At 38.9% G+C, this 19,240-nt stretch carries 11 protein-coding genes; 5 read left to right on the top strand and 6 right to left on the bottom strand.

Annotation, left to right across the window (positions count from 1 at the left end; translation table 11 throughout):
- The first annotated feature begins 22 nt into the window (after nucleotides 1-22).
- The gene (locus AC27HL_RS06060) at nucleotides 23-1,138 is read left to right on the top strand and encodes an HDOD domain-containing protein (RefSeq protein ID WP_487079758.1); all 1,116 of its coding nucleotides are present in this window, start codon (nucleotides 23-25) and stop codon (nucleotides 1,136-1,138) included.
- A 37-nt stretch (nucleotides 1,139-1,175) separates the two neighbouring features.
- Nucleotides 1,176-1,985 (top strand): TatD family hydrolase, encoded by an 810-nt coding sequence (locus tag AC27HL_RS06055; protein WP_487079756.1) that lies wholly within the window; start codon nucleotides 1,176-1,178, stop codon nucleotides 1,983-1,985.
- Between the two features lie 20 nt (nucleotides 1,986-2,005).
- Here AC27HL_RS06055 and AC27HL_RS06050 read toward each other — a convergent pair whose 3' ends face one another.
- The gene (locus tag AC27HL_RS06050; protein WP_487079754.1) at nucleotides 2,006-2,608 is read right to left on the bottom strand and encodes an AhpA/YtjB family protein; all 603 of its coding nucleotides are present in this window, start codon (nucleotides 2,606-2,608) and stop codon (nucleotides 2,006-2,008) included.
- Between the two features lie 137 nt (nucleotides 2,609-2,745).
- Between AC27HL_RS06050 and serB the strand changes: the two genes are divergently transcribed.
- The gene (gene serB / locus AC27HL_RS06045) at nucleotides 2,746-3,789 is read left to right on the top strand and encodes a phosphoserine phosphatase SerB (RefSeq protein WP_487079753.1); all 1,044 of its coding nucleotides are present in this window, start codon (nucleotides 2,746-2,748) and stop codon (nucleotides 3,787-3,789) included.
- A 78-nt stretch (nucleotides 3,790-3,867) separates the two neighbouring features.
- Here serB and AC27HL_RS06040 read toward each other — a convergent pair whose 3' ends face one another.
- Nucleotides 3,868-6,327: a PilZ domain-containing protein gene (locus AC27HL_RS06040; protein ID WP_487079751.1), complete on the bottom strand. Its 2,460-nt coding sequence runs from the start codon at nucleotides 6,325-6,327 to the stop codon at nucleotides 3,868-3,870.
- Nucleotides 6,328-6,836: 509 nt separating this feature from the next.
- Here AC27HL_RS06040 and radA point away from each other — a divergent pair.
- Nucleotides 6,837-8,225 carry a DNA repair protein RadA gene (gene radA, locus AC27HL_RS06035; RefSeq protein WP_487079750.1) on the top strand — a complete coding sequence of 463 codons (1,389 nt, stop codon included), beginning with the start codon at nucleotides 6,837-6,839 and terminating at the stop codon, nucleotides 8,223-8,225.
- Between the two features lie 40 nt (nucleotides 8,226-8,265).
- Here the strand turns inward: radA and metH are convergent, their stop codons facing one another.
- From metH to AC27HL_RS06015, 4 genes are all read right to left on the bottom strand, one after another.
- Nucleotides 8,266-11,958 carry a methionine synthase gene (metH, locus tag AC27HL_RS06030; RefSeq protein ID WP_487079917.1) on the bottom strand — a complete coding sequence of 1,231 codons (3,693 nt, stop codon included), beginning with the start codon at nucleotides 11,956-11,958 and terminating at the stop codon, nucleotides 8,266-8,268.
- Between the two features lie 34 nt (nucleotides 11,959-11,992).
- On the bottom strand, nucleotides 11,993-12,943 hold the full coding sequence (gene metA, locus AC27HL_RS06025) for a homoserine O-succinyltransferase MetA (protein WP_487079748.1): 951 nt from the start codon (nucleotides 12,941-12,943) through the stop codon (nucleotides 11,993-11,995).
- A 268-nt stretch (nucleotides 12,944-13,211) separates the two neighbouring features.
- Nucleotides 13,212-14,774 (bottom strand): sodium/sugar symporter, encoded by a 1,563-nt coding sequence (locus tag AC27HL_RS06020; protein WP_487079746.1) that lies wholly within the window; start codon nucleotides 14,772-14,774, stop codon nucleotides 13,212-13,214.
- Between the two features lie 256 nt (nucleotides 14,775-15,030).
- The gene (locus AC27HL_RS06015; protein WP_487079744.1) at nucleotides 15,031-15,750 is read right to left on the bottom strand and encodes a FadR/GntR family transcriptional regulator; all 720 of its coding nucleotides are present in this window, start codon (nucleotides 15,748-15,750) and stop codon (nucleotides 15,031-15,033) included.
- A gap of 259 nt (nucleotides 15,751-16,009) precedes the next feature.
- Here AC27HL_RS06015 and lacZ point away from each other — a divergent pair, with 259 nt between their 5' ends.
- A complete protein-coding gene (gene lacZ, locus AC27HL_RS06010; protein WP_487079742.1) occupies nucleotides 16,010-19,225 on the top strand; it encodes a beta-galactosidase, LacZ type in 3,216 nt (1,071 codons plus the stop codon).
- Nucleotides 19,226-19,240: the final 15 nt, after the last annotated feature.

Raw genomic sequence — 19,240 nt, 5'->3', positions numbered from 1 at the left:
ACTCAGGAATAATGTGTTATAAATGAAAATATTATTGATTGATAATCTAGAAAATCAATTGCTCGAACTTAAGCAGGAGTTACTTAAGTCTCGAGCTAAGTTTGCCCATGTAACAGGTTTGCATGCAGCTGTTTCCGCATTATCACAACATCAATTCAATATTGTCGTTTGTGCGGCTGAAATTGATAATAGTGACGGCAAAGCGGTATTGGAGATGGTTGCTAAAAAGTTTCCAAAGATCGTTAGAATACTCATTGATGACAGTGAAACTCAATCTCAAGACATAGCACATTATTGTTTTGCCTTGCCGATTGAAAGCAAAGTTATCATCAATACTATTGGCAAGTTAGCCAACAATAACCAAGCAATCACTAAAGATATTATTGTTAAAACCGTTGCCAGCATTAAAACTTTGCCTAGCCCGCCAAAGGTTTATATGCAACTTAATGCTGTACTAAAAGAAGCCAATACCGACTCCAGTAAAATTGCTAAAATAATTCAGCAAGACCCTGCCCTAACCGCAAAGGTTTTACAGTTTACTAATAATACCTTTGCCACCACGGGTAAACCCATGATGAATATTAGTGAAGCCATCACTAAAATGGGTTTAGATACCTTATGTTGTATCGTAATGACTGCTGAATTATTTTCTTATAATCCTAAAATTAAAGATTTTTCAATTCTTGATGAACAATTACATTGTTTAGCAACCGCAAAACTTGCCGCCTCTATGGTAAAACCTGAGTTAAAGCAAGATGCTATGATTGCAGGCCTTTTGCATGATTTAGGTAAGGTTGTCTTGTTTGAAGTTAATGAAAAATCTACCGCTTTGTTCTTTAAACACAGGATTAAAAACGGCAATAACATGGCTTTAGAGCATAAAGTCTTCGCAATTGATCATTGTCATGTTGGCGGCTACTTATTGCATACTTGGGGCTTTTCTTATCAAATTATTGAAGCAATTATTTTGCACCACAAACCTGAGAAACTATTGCAGAAAAGTTTTGGTATCGCGCAAGCTGTCTATTTGGCCAATGTTCTTATACATAAACAAACGCCTGATGAAAAGTTTGTTGAGCACTACAAATTAGCTGGTGTTATAGACGCCCTAACCCAACGAGCAGCAAAATTAATTTAATCATTGACTAGCAGAATAATATGCAGAAGGAAACAAGATGGCTAAGAGACTCAGTTTTACCGATAGTCATTGTCATCTTGATTTTGATGCTTTCAAAAGCAATCTCCCGCAGTTGCTAATAGAATGTCAGCAAGCCAATATCAATAATATTGTTATTCCTACTATCGGCCCAAAAAACTGGCAACAAGCGCTAGCATTAGTAGAACAGCATAACGCTAGCCCTATTAGCCTATTTCCATGTTTAGGCCTACACCCTTGGTTTCTTAATGATTTACCGGCAACTTGTTTAACCGATTTAGCTAGTTTAGTAGCCGAGAATTTAACAAAATTAATTGCCATAGGTGAAGCGGGCATTGATGGCGTAATCGATAAAGAACAAAACAATCTAGCACAACAAATAGCCATTTTCGATGGCCAGCTACAGCTAGCAAAACGCTTTCAGTTACCCATCATTGTGCACCATAGAAGATCACATCAACACATAGTGCCGTTGCTAAAAAAGTATAAGTTACAAAATGCAGGAATTATTCATGCCTTTTCTGGCAGTTATCAGCAAGCCTGCCAATACATCGACTTAGGCTTTAAACTCGGTATTGGCGGCACCATTACTTATCCAAGAGCAGAGAAAACCATTAAGGCGATAAAGCGACTACCACTTGATAGTTTAGTACTTGAAACAGACGCACCATCAATGCCTCTTTATGGCTTTCAAGGGCAAAACAATTCCCCGTTACGTTTGCTTGATGTTTTCAATGCACTATCAGCGCTGCGCCCAGAGCCAAAAGCGGACTTAGCTGCCGCGTTAGAAAAGAATATTCGCACTATACTGCCGAAAATAGTTAATTAAAAAATTTTGTCATAAACAAATTACTTTTTCGGTAACCGATATCCTTGCCGGCTAAATCGATTTAAACCACGGGTGAGTAAAAAGCCTATAATTCCGGTTACTATCATCAATAAACGCATAATGTCGTATTGTGAATAACTATTTGACGATAAATTATCAACCAATAAAGGCCGATGTAATGAAAGCCGAATATACCCTTGCAAGGCATCCAGTCTTAATTCATGCACAAATGGCGTAATATCTTTACTTTGATTGACCTTCATCGCTGAAAGGCCAAACAAATCATTGATCGATTCCGAATCTTCAGAGGCCGCTAGCGTTTGCCCTGTTTTACCGTAAATGTGAACACTTTTTACCAAAGGTTGCTGGGCTAATGTATCAACAAATTGCTGTAAATCACTTTGTTCTCGCGATAAATAAGGTAATGAAGATGACGCGGCTTGCGCTAAATACATTTTAGCTACGGAATCAGCATGCTGCTGAATTTGAGTTTGCTGTTCATCACGACTAGTCACCCAAAAATTCATCACAACAATAATTAAGAAAATAGCTATAGCTAATTGCAATATTTTATTATAAATCGATGATAATTTAGGGTATAAAGGCTGTTCAGTTTGCTTCATAAAACGCAGTCGTTCCGATAATTCTATAACGAGTCTTTAGTTACACTATAGAACTATTTGCTCCATATTTGTACCGATGAAATCGTTTTATCGCATGTTTTACCAATAAATAACTCTATTTAAAATAAGGCTTAACCGTGACAAGTTCGAATAACACCGCATATTTAAGTGACCTCAAAGAGAAAAACCTAGCACAGTGGCTACCCGAACAAGATAATCTCCTCACGCTAAATATTTACTTTGACGGAAAACAGCAATTATTCGAGCTCTCTAGCACTAATCACCATAGCAATGCAGATCCTTCAATACCATCGCCACTAAATGTTGAATTAATTGTTTTTAGTGATATCAACATGGTTGATTTTTCAGACATACTTCAACACTGTCAAATAAAAGCCTTGCGATTAAATGCCATCAATCAACGTAACGGCGCAACCAGTTATCGTTTTTTAGTCGACATAGCCAACATCGACAAAGCACGTGAGCAATTAATCAATTTTACGACAAAAAAGCACATTGAAGCTGCATTAATTTACAATGCTCCGAAATTAAGCCAACCTGGCTTGCTGGTAATGGATATGGACTCCACCACAATAAAAATTGAATGTATTGATGAAATAGCGGCACTTGCTGGCGTTGGCGAAGAAGTCGCCGCAGTTACAGAGCTTGCTATGCAGGGGCAATTGGACTTTAGCGAAAGTCTCTATCAACGAGTGGCGAAACTAACTGGCGCCCCAGAGAGTATTCTTGCTGAAGTTGCTCATAAACTGCCATTAATGGAAGGTTTAGAAAGTCTTATAACAGAGCTTAAAAAACACCAATGGCGTATTGCAATAGCATCAGGTGGCTTCACATACTTTGCCGAACACCTAAAAGAGCTACTGGCATTAGACGCTGTATCAGCAAATGTTTTAGAAATAAAAAACAATACTTTAACGGGAAAAGTGCTAGGTAGCGTTGTTGACGCACAAGCAAAAGCCGATTGCTTAGTTGAGCTACAGCAGCAATTTAATATTGCACCAAACCAAACTGTTGCCATGGGAGATGGCGCCAACGATTTAGTAATGATGGCGGCGGCTCACTTAGGTATTGCTTATCATGCTAAACCTGTCGTTTTGGCGCAAGCTGACGCTTGCATTACCCACACGGGCTTAGACTGCATGCTACATTGGCTAGCATAAAGGTATAGTAAGGTTAAATAAGATTGATAAGGGCTGATAGCTTAATCAGCCCTACTATTACGTGACTAAAACTTGGCTTTAACGGCCTTTTTTACGAGTTAGCTGATATCTAAATAGCTCTTCTTGGGTAACATCAAATACTTGCGCGACACCTGCAACACTCCATATTTCTTGTTCTATTTGTTTACCACGATGAATCGCATAAGAGCCAATATAGCTAAGTTCTGGGTTAAGGTGTCCCATATCTGGCTCAGCGGTGCGAGATAATTTAAGCATCACACAGAAAAATTCTCCTTTTTTCAATGCCTGATGTATAAACATATGTTTAAGTTTTTCTGAACCCAACTCCGTGACCACTTTTGTTGTAACAGCTTCTTCTATAATATTCGCCCTATGATTGATAGCGACATATAACAACTCAGTTTTTGCCTGATCAATGCGCTGCATTTTTTTCAACTGCGTCGCTAAACTCGCTAAAACATCTGCTTGCCCAATTAATGGGTACAAATTCAAATAGCCTTTTCGATCACTCAACTTCCGCATTGCCGAGTTCAGTTTTCCTGAATTCTCACCACTAGCAATCGCCTCAATTTTATATCGGCTACCACTTGCTTGGATCATTAACGACGGAATTGTTAAGCTGGCACTATAAATATTACGCAATGCTTTTGCCAAGCCTGGTGTAGACATAGCATATTCATCTGGGGTTAATTTATCGCGGTTTTTATCAATTAGCGCCTTAAAGAATTTACGTCCAATATGTTGGTGCTTTTCAACGAACACTCGCAGGTTAATAATAGTTTTGGTTTTATCAACGCGAATAACCTCGTATGGCAAAGCTTTAAGCTGAAATGCTGAGGTAATTTTTTGTAATGCTGGGAAGGTAACATTTACAATATCCCCTTTAATAAGCACTGTCGCTTTTTCAAGTTCAATTTTTAATCCTGAAGTTGAAAAGTCATGTGAAACGCCATGCCATTTCACTTTTTCAATTTCAACATAAACCGGCGTGCTATATTTAAATCGCAATTCTTGCCGTTGGTTTTGATAATTTATCCCAACTTCATCAACACTATATTTTCGACTTAAACGTTTATGGCCAAATTGTTTTAACTTAGCGGTATTAATACCATCATACGATAACGCCTGATAGGCCTTTACGGCGTCGTCTTGGGTAATGTCTTTAACCACAATCACCAATGGCGTACTGGCAATTTGCGCTTTAACTTCCGCTGGTGCTTGCGCGTTTAAATATTCATTTTTCTTAGAAATAGTATCTGACAAAGTAAAAGGTGATTCTGCCCGCTTTGGAAAAACATCAGTTAAAGATAATAATGAAACAGCGAAATTTGCCTTAGCAGCGGCAAAGCCGAGAAATTGTGTTCGAAACTCTTCATCTTCAGCTAGTTGTAATTCATCAGCGGTATAAAAGTAAAACTTGCCTTGGCTTTTATGAATAAAACTAAAAACCAGCAACTGCTTTCCTGACACCGAAAGCTTTTTTAATCGCTCAATTCGTTCAGGTGAAATCAAACAATATAATGTAGAGTAACGTTTTTCATCTTGCCAATACTGATAAACATTCTGGTTGTTGTTACAAGTTAAGGCAAATTTAGGCACTAATTTGCTGTCACTTTTCTCCATAAAAACCGGCAGTTCATTTGATTTAGGCATAACATACTGTTCAAAACTACGCGACTGCAATGCTTTGATTGTATTATCTAAATTAATTTTGTATCGACGTTTATTTCCCTGAACAAAACCTTTTAAAAACTGACTAAAACCATCTCGACGAGCCGATGAATCAGTAACACGTTGTGCGCCAACTAGCTGCAAATTATCAGCAACTGAGATATTTTTTATCTCATAAATAAACTCGCTATCAGTACCAAATTGAAATTCACCTTCTAAGCCACTAAAGCGAATAGTGACTTCTTGCCCTACTTTAATCGCTTGAATACCGTTAATACGAAATTTACAGCCATTGACACTTATATCAGAACTGGTGCATTCAATACTACCACTGCCTTGAAAAGACACTTGAATTGGAATTGCGAAGTTCATGCGCTCTTCAATACGATTATGATAGGGCCCAAAACTATAAAACTTCGCCGGGTATTGAGATTTTTCGAAAACTTTCTCCGGTTCTATTTTCTTCGCAACATTAATGTTACTTTTTTCTTTTTGATAAATAATACGAAAATTATTTTCTGTACTCATAGTCGCTTCGTATACACCAAAGGTATAACCGCTATAGCGCACAAATGCGTCAGTAAACACTTTTATCGCAATATCATCTAAAAAGTGTGTTCTTCCTTCATGCTCGAAAGGTTTGCATTCGCCATCAACATGGCCTCGTAAATCGATTAGACGTGTACATGGTGCTGCTAAGCGCTTTAACTCCATTTTTAACAAAAAACGTTCGGTTTTGGGGATATTTTTAGCAGCAGAGGAAAAAGCAGCTTCAAAGTCAGAATTTAAAACTTGGCCGCTAAAGTCATCGATAATTTTTTGATATTTTGAAAAATCTTTATTCATTAATTGCTTTATTATAATAATTTAAATAACAGAAAATGATTCACATACTCAAATACTTGCCTGAGTATAATTAGATTGTTAGTGCATTAACACATTTTAGTCATACCTTTACGCTACGAATTTAAACATTTTATTGTAAGCTAAAGCAATAATCGTACCTTACAGTATTAAGGTCGTTATACTATTTAAAATATTTACTCTTAAAATAATAACCACAAGCCCATGTTTACATAAGATAAGTATTAAAATGTTCACTAAAAATAAGTTAATATATATCGTGATAGTTTATCTAAACAGCAGTACATAACCTGTAATTGCCTTTAAAAAGCTCTCCACATAGAGATAAAGGTATCAAAGCGACTTTTTTTTGACAGCATTAACCGCTATATTTTCAGTCGCAAAATTGTAACGCCAACTCAGCTAACGTTATTTAAACTTGATCAATATTTACAATTACTGAGCAAAATAAGCAATAATCATTCAACCTTTTAAAAGGCTCTAAAAACCCAATGGCAAAAAACGCTAAAATTGAATTTGTTTGTACCGATTGTGGTATGAATTACCCTCGTTGGCAGGGGCAGTGCCGATGCGGTGAATGGAACACGCTTGCGGAAATGAAAATTTCTACAGCTAAAAAAAATAGTGTGACGGGCAAATCAAAATCTACTGCTGGTTATGCTGGTGGTGTTGGTGGTGGCTCTAAAAAAATCAATGACATTGAATCACATGAAGCAGAAAAGCATTTAACCGGCATTGGCGAGCTTGATCGCGTCTTATGTGGTGGTGTTACAACTGGCTCTGTTAATATTATTTCAGGTGATCCCGGTGCTGGTAAAACAACGCTTTTATCTGATCTTGTTGCACGCATTTCGCAAACTAAAGCCTCACTTTATTGCACCGCGGAAGAGTCATTATCACAATTTAAAAATCGTGTGCAGCGCTTAAAGCTCGACTATAACCCCGAGCAACTTTATTTATTGTCTGAAACCAGTGTTGAAGCCATTATTGAAGAATTGGAGCAACATCAAATTAAATTTGCGGTTATTGACTCAATTCAAGCCGTTGTCACTGAACATGCTAATGGTAGCCCAGGTTCACCTTCACAAGTAAAAAGTGCCGCGCAATCGTTAACGCAATACTGTAAACAAAATAATGTCACTATGTTTATTATTGCCCACGTCAATAAAAATAATGAAATTGCAGGACCGCAAACCTTAGTGCACATTGTAGATGCTTTACTACACATTGATACCAACGATGGCCAAATACGCACTTTACGCGCCAATAAAAACCGTTTTGGTGACATTGACACTGTTGGGATTTTTAAAATGTGTGAGCGAGGCATGCTCAGTGTTGATAACCCCAGCGAAATATTTTTATCTGGCTCAACAACGCAATCGCCGGGCTCAGCAATTACGTGTATTCGTAAAGGTAACCGGAATTTATTGCTAGAAATTCAGTGCCTAACAACAGAAACTGAAGCGGAATTTCCGCAACGAGTTTGTGTTGGCCTAAACATGAATCGGATAAAAATGTTAACGGGTATTTTACGTAAACATACCAAAACTAAGATATTTCACGATACGTTTTTTAACATTGTTGGCGGCTTAAAAATTGATGAGTCAGAAACTTGTATAGATTTAGCCCTAGTAACCGCACTTCTAAGTAGTTTAAACGAATTTACGGTACCTAGAACCACTTGCATTATGGGTGAGTTAAGCCTAAATGGCGACGTTAGACCAATTGACAGTGGCGTGCCACGCGTTAAAGAAGCAGCGCAGCATGGCTTCGATGACATATTTATCCCCTATAGAAACTACCATAAATCGATGGAAGGTCTAGGCGCTAAAATAACCCCAATCAAAACCATTCATGAGTTACTTGAATTGATCAAATAGCCATAATACTGGGTAAATGTATATTTACCCAGCAGCACAGTTACGATGGCTCATAATCCAAATTTGCAGACAACCAGCGTTCAGCTTGTGGCATGGTCATTTCTTTGCGTGCGGCATAACTTTCCACTTGATCTTCCGCTACTTTAGCCACAGCAAAGTATTTCGAGTCAGGGTGAGCAAAATACCAACCACTAACGGCGGCACCTGGCCACATGGCAAAACTCGAGGTGAGCTCCATGCCTATATTTTCTTCAACATTAAGCAGCTGCCATAGCAAGCCTTTCTCCGTATGCTCTGGACAGGCCGGGTAACCGGGTGCAGGTCGAATACCTTGATACTTTTCTCGGATTAAATCATCGTTGTCAAAATTTTCATCTGGTGCATAACCCCAGTATTCTTTGCGAATTTGTTCATGCAAATATTCCGCACTAGCTTCTGCAAGCCTGTCAGCAACCGCCTTAATTAAAATACTGTTGTAATCATCATGTTCGGCGTCAAAAGCTTTCACTAAAGCTTCAACGCCAAAGCCTGCTGACACCGCAAATGCCCCAACATAATCGTCAATTCCAGAAGCTTTATCTGCCACATAATCAGACAAACAGCGATTGTATTGCCCTGCTGGCTTTTTACTTTGTTGACGCAGCTGATGAAGTTTCATAAGCGGCTCAGTACGCGACTCATCAGTATAAAGCTGTATATCATCTTGTTCTCTATTCGCCGGAAACAAACCAAATACCGCTTTAGCCGTCAGCTTTTTATTATTGATAACATCATCAAGCATGGCATTGGCATCATTAAACAATTTAGTTGCTTCTTCGCCCACGACTTCATGTCGCAATATTAAAGGATACTTACCTGATAACTGCCATGTCATAAAAAATGGCGTCCAGTCGATATAGTTTCGAACAATATTTAAGTCGATATCATCAAGCACAGTAACCCCTAATTTATTCGGCACTTTAGGGGTATAGTTATCAAAGCTTATCGGTACGGCATTTGCTCTCGCTTCGGCTAAAGGAATTAAGCTCGAACGCGGGCCTTTTTTATAATGACGCTCCCGAACTTTCACATATTCCGCTTTTTGACGAGCAACAAAGTCATCTCGTAACTCATTCGATAACAAACTACTAACCACAGAGACTGAACGTGAGGCATTTGGCACATAAACCACAGGATGCTGAAATTGTGGTTCAATTTTAACTGCTGTATGTGCTTTCGAAGTTGTTGCACCGCCTATCAGTAATGGCAGTTCAAATTCTTGTCGGGTCATTTCTTTTGCAACATGCACCATTTCGTCTAACGAAGGTGTAATTAAACCAGACAAGCCGATAATATCGACGTTTTCTTCACGGGCAACGCGTAAAATATCTTCACACGATACCATGACCCCTAAATCAATAATGTCGTAATTGTTACATTGCAATACCACGCCAACAATGTTCTTACCAATATCGTGAACATCACCTTTTACTGTTGCTAATAAAACTTTACCGTTTGATTTGGCTTCTGTTTTTTCTGCTTCGATAAACGGGTTTAAATGTGCAACCGCTTGTTTCATTACCCGCGCAGATTTAACTACTTGCGGTAAAAACATTTCTCCAGCGCCGAATAAGTCGCCGACCACGTTCATGCCATCCATTAATGGCCCTTCAATAACGTCTAGCGGCCGATTCGCTTCAAGCCTTGCAGCTTCGGTATCTTCAACAATATATTCATTAATGCCTTTAACAAGCGAGTGCTCTAAACGTTTAATTACCGGCAACTCTCGCCAGCTTAAATCAGCTTTATTATTTTTACTGCCCGCCTGACCACGAAACTCTTCGGCAACATCAAGTAAGCGCTCGGTTGCGCCATCATCCGTATTTTGAATAACATCTTCAACAGCTAAGCGCAGATTTTCAGGAATATCAGAATAAATGGCGAGTTGACCCGCATTTACAATGCCCATATCCATGCCATTTTTTATTGCATGATATAGAAACACGGCGTGAATTGCTTCACGAACAGGGTTATTACCACGAAACGAGAAAGAGACATTGGAAACGCCACCTGAGATCATCGCATGCGGTAAATTTTGCTTAATATCGGCTACCGCATCAATAAAATCGCGAGCGTAATTATTGTGCTCATCAATACCGGTTGCGACGGCGAAAATATTCGGGTCAAATATAATATCTTCTGCTGGATAGCCAATTTCATTAACCAAGATATGATAAGCGCGCTGACAAATTTCAAACTTACGTGCTCGGGTGTCTGCTTGACCAGTTTCATCAAAAGCCATTACGATTACGGCAGCACCATAACGCCTTAATAATTCAGCTTGCTGGCGAAAGTTTTCTTCGCCCTCTTTCAAACTTATCGAGTTAACAACACCTTTACCCTGAATGCACTTTAAGCCTTCTTCTAAAATATCCCATTTTGACGAGTCCAACATGATCGGGACTTTCGCAATATCAGGCTCACCGGCAATTAAATTCAAAAATCGAATCATCGCCGCTTTTGAATCCAACATGCCTTCATCCATGTTGATATCAATAATTTGTGCGCCGTTTTCAACTTGTTGCAAGGCAACCGCAATAGCTTGGTCGTAGTTTTCTTCGGTAATTAAACGTTTAAAAATAGCAGAACCGGTTACATTGGTACGCTCACCAACATTAACAAATAAGGTGTCTTCTTTGATGGTTAACGCTTCAAGGCCAGATAAACGACAAGCGATTTCTCTTGGTTTAATTTCCCTTGGAGTAACATTAGCAACGGCATCAGCCATACCTTTAATATGTGCTGGCGTAGTACCACAACAACCACCGATAATATTTAAAAAGCCAGCATTTGCCCACTCGGCGACATGCCTGTCCATATCTTCAACAGTAAAGTCGTACTCACCAAAGGCATTGGGTAAACCAGCGTTGGGATGGGCAGAAACAGCAACGTCGGAAATACGGCTTAATTCTTCAACATATTGCCTAAGTTCAACGGGCCCTAACGCACAGTTCAAACCAAATGAAATCGGCTTGGCATGACGTAACGAGTTATAAAAAGCTTCTGTGGTTTGTCCTGATAAAGTTCTGCCCGAGGCGTCAGTAATAGTACCTGAGATCATCACAGGCAAACGCTCGCCACGTGTTTCAAAAACTGTCTCTACCGCGAAAATAGCGGCTTTAGCATTTAAGGTATCAAAAATAGTTTCAATTAAAATAATATCACTACCACCAGCAATTAAAGCTTGCGTCGACTCAATGTAAGCTTCTTTTAACTCATCAAAGGTGACATTTCGATATGCCGGATCATTAACATCAGGCGATATAGAACACGTGCGGTTAGTTGGCCCTAACACTCCGGCAACAAAGCGTGGTTTTGCTGGGTTTTGGGCATTAAATTCATCTGCAACTTCACGTGCTAATTGTGCTGCTTGAAAATTAATGTCAGCACTATGTGCCTCCATATCATAGTCAGCCATGGCAATGGTGGTGGCATTAAAGGTATTGGTTTCAAGAATGTCAGCGCCCGCTTCAAGGTATTCACGATGAATCGCTTTAATCACCTCAGGCTGAGTCAGCACTAACATGTCATTATTGCCTTTAACATCACAATGCCAATCAGCAAATTGTTCACCACGATAGTCTTGCTCTTCAAACTTATATGCTTGGATCATAGTGCCCATAGCACCGTCTAAAATAAGAATACGCTTTTCTAGCTGAGCCTGAAGCAAAGTATAAGAGGGAGATTTCAGCACCTTTGCTGATAATAAAGAATTTGAGTTTACTTGCTTAGCCACGTGAATTTCCTGGGTGAATTGCTTGAATATGGTCTGCATCTAATTGATACGGCGTTATTTGATAAACGTAATAATTTAGCCAGTTAGTAAATAATAAACTGCCATGACTGCGCCAGGTGTTTGCAGCTTCGTTTTTTGGATCATCACCAACAAAATAATTATCTGGCACTGTCACATTAGCACCGGAGTCGAGATCACGAAAATATTCTTCGCTTAACGTTGAGGCATCGTATTCTGGGTGCCCTGTTAAATAAACTTGCTGTTTATTTTTACTGGCGACCAAATAAACCCCCGCATCTTCAGATTCTGCCAGTATTTCCAAATTATCTAATGTTTGATAATCACGTTTATCAATATAACCATAACGCGAATGCGGTACATTGAACATTTCGTCAAAGCCCCGCGTTAACTGCTCTTTTGGCTTTAAGCAGCGATGTTGATAAACACCAGACAGCTTTTGTTCGCGCAAATGACGCTTCAAGCCATAATGGTGATATAGCGCAGCATGTGCTGCCCAACAAGAAAACATGGTCGAGGTAACATTTTTCTCTGCCCAGTCAAATACTTCGCAAATTTTATCCCAAAAGGTCACTTGCTGATAATCAAGTAATGCTAACGGAGCTCCGGTAATTATTAAGCCATCGTATTGCTTGTCTTTAATATCATCAAACAAGCGATAGAAATTATCTAAATGCGCCTGCGGAGTATTTTTCGACTCGTTGGCATGAATACGAACAAACTCAACATTGATTTGCAGAGGCGTATTCGCCAACATGCGCAATATTTGTACTTCAGTTTCAATTTTATTTGGCATTAGGTTAAGAATTGCCACTTCCATTGGACGTATTTCTTGATTTGCGGCACGACGTTCAGACATCACGAAGATATTTTCGTTGTCTAATATCGTTAAAGCGGGCAATTCATTGGGGATCTTAATGGGCATAGCACTAACCTAATTCCGAATATTTATTAAGTATAAAATAACGCCGTCAAACAGCCTTAATCATTACAACTTTTCTTAGGCTATAATGTGACTTGGATTTCTAGATATGTCAACCTCTAAACGTATAGACGTCTAAACATTTTATTATGAGCTATAATTTTTAAGAAAAGTGGCTGAACAGCAGCGGATAAAGGAAGAAAATAAAAAGGCCGTAAATCAAAAGATTTACGGCCGTAACATATTCACTTTAATAGACTTAACTAAAGTACTACCACCAAATGGTGTATAAAAAGGTCAAAATTATCACAACACCAAGTGCTGCAATATTAAAACTTCGTTCTGTGTTAAAACTCACTTCTGCCAAACTAACACTAGTATCACTATTGGTCGACTTGCCTACTAAAGAGACAGCAACCATTAAAAATAAACAGAGTAAAAAGACTAAGCCCATGCGGTCCATAAACGGTAATTCAGGCCATAGGGTCCTTAAAGTAAATGAGAATGCCGCCGAGCCAATGGCCGCAGAAAGCGCCCCCATTGATGTCGCTTTTTTCCAAAACATACCCATTAAGAATATCACTACAATACCTGGCGTGAAAACACCGGTAAACTCTTGAATATACTGAAATGCTTGTTCAAACTTACCTAATAAAGGTTCAGCCATAAATAATGCTATAACAAGTGCAATAACCGTAGCAACACGACCAACACCAACATAATGCTGTTGACTTTCATTAGGTTTGATTGGGCGATAAATATCCATAGTAAAAATGGTAGAAATGCTGTTGGTCATTGACGCTAGCGAAGAAACAATTGCCGCAACTAATGCCGCAAAAACTAAGCCTTTGATACCTACAGGCATTAATTCCATCATAGAAGGATAAGCTTTATCTGCCGCGGCAAGATTTGGATATAAAACAACCGCGGCAATGCCTGGTAGCACTACGATAATTGGCATTAACAATTTTAAGTATGCCGCAAAAGCAATGCCCTTTTGCGCTTCTTGAATATTTTTGGCCGCTAAAGCACGTTGAATAATATATTGGTTAAAGCCCCAGTATGAAATATTCATTACCCACATGCCGCCAACCAGTACTGAAATCCCCGGTAAGTTGGTATATTGAGAATTATCAGATGACAAAATCATATCGAAATGGCCTGGTAATTCCGTAGTTAACTTACCAAAACCTACTAACATCCCTTGCCCCTCGGCGACAGCGTCAAGTGCGAGATAACTTAACAATAAACCACCAAAAATTAACAGCACTACTTGAATAATATCAGTATAGGCAACGGCTTTAAGACCACCATACAATGAGTATGCAATAGAAAATATCGCAAGGAAGATCATGCCATACCACCAATCTACACCTGCCACGGTTTCAATGGCTAAGCCGCCTAACCAAAGCACAGCGGTTAAATTGACAAACACATAGACAAGCAACCAGAACAGCGCTAACGTGGTCTTAACTCGATGGTCAAAACGTTGCTGCAAGTATTGTGGCATGGTAAAAATTTCATTCTTTAAGAATATCGGTAATAAATATTTACCGACTAATATTAAAGTAATCGCTGCCATCCACTCATAAGAAGCAATTGCCATCCCCATTACAAAACCTGAGCCTGACATACCAATAATTTGCTCGGCGGAAATATTGGAGGCAATCAGTGATGCGCCAATAGCCCACCAAGGTAATGACTTACCGGCTAAGAAATAATCTTCGGTATCGGCGCCTTCTTTTTTGTCCGTTCGCGAAATATACAGCGCCACCAACAATAAGCCGATAACATAGACGATAAATACGCCAATATCGAACATTTCCAATTTCATTTTCTAACCTCAAATTAAAGCAATGATCTTTTCGATATCACTTATTTATTATTTTAATCATTAGTTGTCTGGTTAAAGCGTTTTTTTACAACGATTTAAAGTAGTTCAGTGATAGCACGTCTTGCCTATTTATACAAAATGCATTCGATTGCAAAAAATAAGTCAACGCCCTATTCATTTAGCTTAATACCAATAATAAAAAAGCTACCATTACGGTAGCTTTTTTAGGGTAAAATTTAAACAAAGCCGCTATAGCCTATGAACTTTGGCTTTCTAATGCTTCTATTTGTTTATTAACAATTGCTAAAGTTGCCTTTTGTGTTACTAATGCAGCATCAAACGCCAACTGGGCTTGGCCATTCTTAATATGCTCAAAGATATCAGCATGGGCCTGATATTCAACTAAAGTTACTGGGATCATACGGTTAGTAAAGCGAATATTGACTTTTAACGCGGTTGCAATAAAAGTTTTAAGCTGAGAAAAAAACGGGTTACCACTCGCAGAAAGTACACTTTGATGAAAAGCAATGTCTGCTTCATGTGTATCGTCGTAACCATTGGTGGCATCTTTCATACGCACTAACGCAGCCTCTATTTGTACTAAATCATCTTTATCTGCATATTGCGCAGCTAAATAAGCTGCCTCAGGCTCTAGCGCTAATCGCAATTGTAAGAAATGGCGTAGCATGTACAAATCAGGCTTACCGTGTAACACCCACTCTAGAACATCAGTATCAAATAAATTCCAGCGTTTTAATTCTTGAACCTTAATACCTTGGCGAGGACGAGAGCTAATTAAACCTTTAGCTGTTAGCATTTTTACCGCTTCGCGTGTTGCTGTTCGACTAATGCCATACTGACTACATAGATCGGCTTCAGACGGCAAACTACTGCCAACAGGATACTTCTCTTGCATAATAGCTTTGCCAAGTTCATGAACTAACTGTTGCGTTAAATTGCGATGTGAAGATTCCATAAAGCCTAAAAAATGAAGTAAATATAATTTGTATGATAATTGACTATTGAAAAATAGACTAGCTAAATCTCGTCCTAATAATTTAAACCTATTGTTAACATCTATTAGTAAAATAGTGTCATTAAAATAGAGTTCACATACAAAGTCCAAACCAAAACGAAAAATTAACCATTGAAAGCGCTAAACAAATTACTTGCTTCTCGAAAATTTATTTGTATTATAAATAGTATTGTATAAATTAAAAGTATAATAACCATACATGAATTATTTTAGAGTACTCGTATCAGCATTAGTTATTGCTGGTTTCTTCGCAGCTGCGTTCGCAAACTCAGCCGAAGGAAAGCGTGAGCCATGGCAAAACCATCAAGTGTTTGCAATTAATAAGCTACCGCCACATAGCACCCTGTTTCCGTTTCAAACCCCACAAGCAGCGTTGATTAATAATAAAGCTCAAAGCAGTAATTTCATGTTATTAAATGGCTTATGGAAGTTTGACTGGCAGCGCTCACCCGCTGACAAACCCAAAGGATTTGAGCAAATAAGTTTTGATGACACCCACTGGAGTACAATTCCCGTACCCGGAAACTGGGAAACTAAAGGCTTTGGCTATCCAATCTACCTTGATGAACGCTTTCCGTTTGCCACCACTTGGCCAGATGCACCAACAGACTACAACCCTATTGGCTCTTATCGAAAGGCTTTTCAATTGCCAAAATCATGGCAAAACAAGCAAATCTTTTTACATATAGGTGCGGCAAAATCATCATTAGATGTTTGGCTAAATGGTAAAAAAGTTGGCTTTAGCCAAGGCTCAAAAACACCTGCAGAATTCGACATTACCGACTACGTAAACAAGAGTAATAACCTGTTAGCATTGCAAATTCGCCGCTGGAGTGATGCAAGTTATTTAGAAAGCCAAGATATGTTGAGAATTTCAGGTATCGAACGAGATGTCTATTTATATGCTAGCCCTAAGCAGCATATATTTGATTTTCATGCGAAACCAACCTTGAACGAAAACTTCGATCACGGGCACTTAGCTGTTGATATTACATTAGAAAATTATGCCACTATTGAGTCTAGTCAGCAGGTTGAGTTTTTGTTATTTGACCCTAGAGAAAACATGAGTGTGGTTGCGAAGAGCTCAAAATCACTAACACTACCTGCTAAGAAAAGCACTGAGTTCACGTTAAAGGCAAGCTTACCTCAGCCCTCATTATGGTCTGCAGAAACACCAAATCTTTATACTTTATTAGTAAATTTAAAGAACCACAAAGGAGAAGTATTAGAATCTGTTCGACATGATATTGGTTTTCGCCACCTTGAAGTCATCAATAGTCAGCTCACTATCAATGGCAAAGCTATTACTATACGTGGCGTTGATCGCCATGAAACCGACCCACAACATGGCCATGTAGTTTCCAAAGCGAGTATGGAACGTGATATTCAATTGATGAAACAATTTAATATCAATGCCGTTCGTTCTAGCCACTACCCAAACGACCCGTATTGGTATGAACTTACTGACAAATATGGTTTATATGTAATTGATGAAGCAAATATTGAGTCTCATCCACTAGCCATCAATAGTAAAACTCAGCTAGGCAATGAAATGAGCTGGCTACCGGCACACTTAGACAGAACAAAACGCATGTTTGAGCGCGATAAAAACCATCCATCAATTATTATTTGGTCATTGGGTAATGAGGCTGGCGAAGGTGAAATATTCCGACAAACCTACCAATGGCTAAAATCACAAGATACTAGTCGTTTAGTGCAATACGAACCTGCAGGTGAAGAAGGTTACACTGACGTTTTTGCACCAATGTACCCGTCAATTGAACGTTTAGTGAAGTATGCAAAATCAAACCCTAAACGCCCGGCCATTATGATTGAATATGCTCATGCTATGGGTAATTCGGTAGGAAATTTAAAAGATTATTGGCAAGCAATTGACCAATATGATGTATTACAAGGCGGTTTTATTTGGGATTGGGTTGATCAATCACTCGAATACACCAACGAAAATGGCGTGAAATACTGGGCTTATGGCAAAGATTTTCACCCAGATTTACCTACTGATGGCAACTTTCTAAATAACGGTTTAATGAATCCAAATCGTGAGCCTCACCCTCATGCCTATGAAGTAAAAAAGGTTTACCAACCGATTCGTTTTCATGCCAGTGACATATCAACGGGTAAAATTATTGTCGAAAATCGCTTTGATTTTATCAATTTAAATAAATATGCGTTGAAATGGATAGTTGAAGCCGACGGCAAACTAATTGCCGAAGGTCAGCAAGCTATGCCTGAGCTTAGTGCTGGCCAAAAAGTCCAAGTCGCATTAAATTTTAGTAACAAGCTAGAAATAGCAAAGCCGAGCGTAAAAGAATATTTCCTTACGGTTAGTGCTGTTGTTAATAGTGAAATTCCGTTATTAGAGCTTGGCCATGAAACAGCATTTGAGCAGTTCAAATTGCCACTATTTGCAATGAATAAAAGCAATAAGCACATAACAGGTAACAAAGACCAAAAGCCGACAACACCATTAAAGAGCACAATAAATCAGCAAGGTGACATTGTCTTTTCAAATTCACAGTTGTTAGTCACTTTTGACAAGCAAAATGGTTGGCTAAAACAATTTAAAACTGGCAATACCGAGCTTTTAAAGGGGCCATTACAAGCTAACTTTTGGCGTGCACCAACTGACAACGACTTAGGTAATAATATGCAAAGCTGGGCTGCAATTTGGCAGCAGGCGGCAAAAGAGCTAGCACTTGATGGCATCACCTATAACAAAACTAGCTCAGGTTATGAAGTACAAAGCCATTATACCAGTAAGTTCTTTGCTGGTAATTACACAGTACATTATCAACTTAACAATAATGGCCAAATAACAGTGACTAGTGAATTAAATATTTCTGAAAATCAAAAGCTTCCTAACATCCCCAGAGTTGGCATGCAGCTAACTATGCCGGCTAATTTTCAACGTTTATCTTGGTTTGGTCGTGGCCCACACGAAAGTTATGCTGACAGAAAAACCTCGGCGCGAATTGCTATTTATAAACAAATGGTTAGAGAACAAGTACATCACTATTCTCGGCCTCAAGAAAATGCTAATAAAACAGACGTTCGCTGGATGGCGCTAAAAGATAGTGCGGATAACGGTTTATTGATTGTTGGAGAGCAACCTCTTAGTACCAGCGCATGGCCGTATACACAGGCAGATATCGACTTTATTGCGGGTCAAGATGGCTCTGCTTCTGCTTCAGGGTTGGTACCTGTCACAACTAAACATGGGGCAGAGCTTGCCTTTAAAGATTTAGTAACAGTGAATATCGACCATAAACAAATGGGTGTTGGTGGTGATACATCATGGGGGCGATTGGTGCACAAGCAATACACCATACCGGCACAAAGTTATCGTTATCAATTTACCTTAATCCCTTTAAATACTTCAGCCATTGAGCCGTAATTAAATGGTTATGTA

It is taken from the genome of Colwellia aquaemaris, assembly GCF_057548755.1.
The sequence above is the reverse complement of the archived record's forward strand: the minus strand, read 5'-3'. Positions and strand labels throughout refer to the sequence as shown.

What these genes read in the sequence shown, in the direction of transcription:
- AC27HL_RS06015 (WP_487079744.1), bottom strand. Translation starts at nt 15,750, where the DNA reads ATGGAATCTTCACATCGCAATTTAACGCAACAGTTAGTTCATGAACTT.
- AC27HL_RS06050 (WP_487079754.1), bottom strand. Translation starts at nt 2,608, where the DNA reads ATGAAGCAAACTGAACAGCCTTTATACCCTAAATTATCATCGATTTAT.
- AC27HL_RS06040 (WP_487079751.1), bottom strand. Translation starts at nt 6,327, where the DNA reads ATGAATAAAGATTTTTCAAAATATCAAAAAATTATCGATGACTTTAGC.
- lacZ (WP_487079742.1), top strand. Translation starts at nt 16,010, where the DNA reads ATGAATTATTTTAGAGTACTCGTATCAGCATTAGTTATTGCTGGTTTC.
- AC27HL_RS06020 (WP_487079746.1), bottom strand. Translation starts at nt 14,774, where the DNA reads ATGAAATTGGAAATGTTCGATATTGGCGTATTTATCGTCTATGTTATC.
- radA (WP_487079750.1), top strand. Translation starts at nt 6,837, where the DNA reads ATGGCAAAAAACGCTAAAATTGAATTTGTTTGTACCGATTGTGGTATG.
- AC27HL_RS06060 (WP_487079758.1), top strand. Translation starts at nt 23, where the DNA reads ATGAAAATATTATTGATTGATAATCTAGAAAATCAATTGCTCGAACTT.
- AC27HL_RS06055 (WP_487079756.1), top strand. Translation starts at nt 1,176, where the DNA reads ATGGCTAAGAGACTCAGTTTTACCGATAGTCATTGTCATCTTGATTTT.
- metA (WP_487079748.1), bottom strand. Translation starts at nt 12,943, where the DNA reads ATGCCCATTAAGATCCCCAATGAATTGCCCGCTTTAACGATATTAGAC.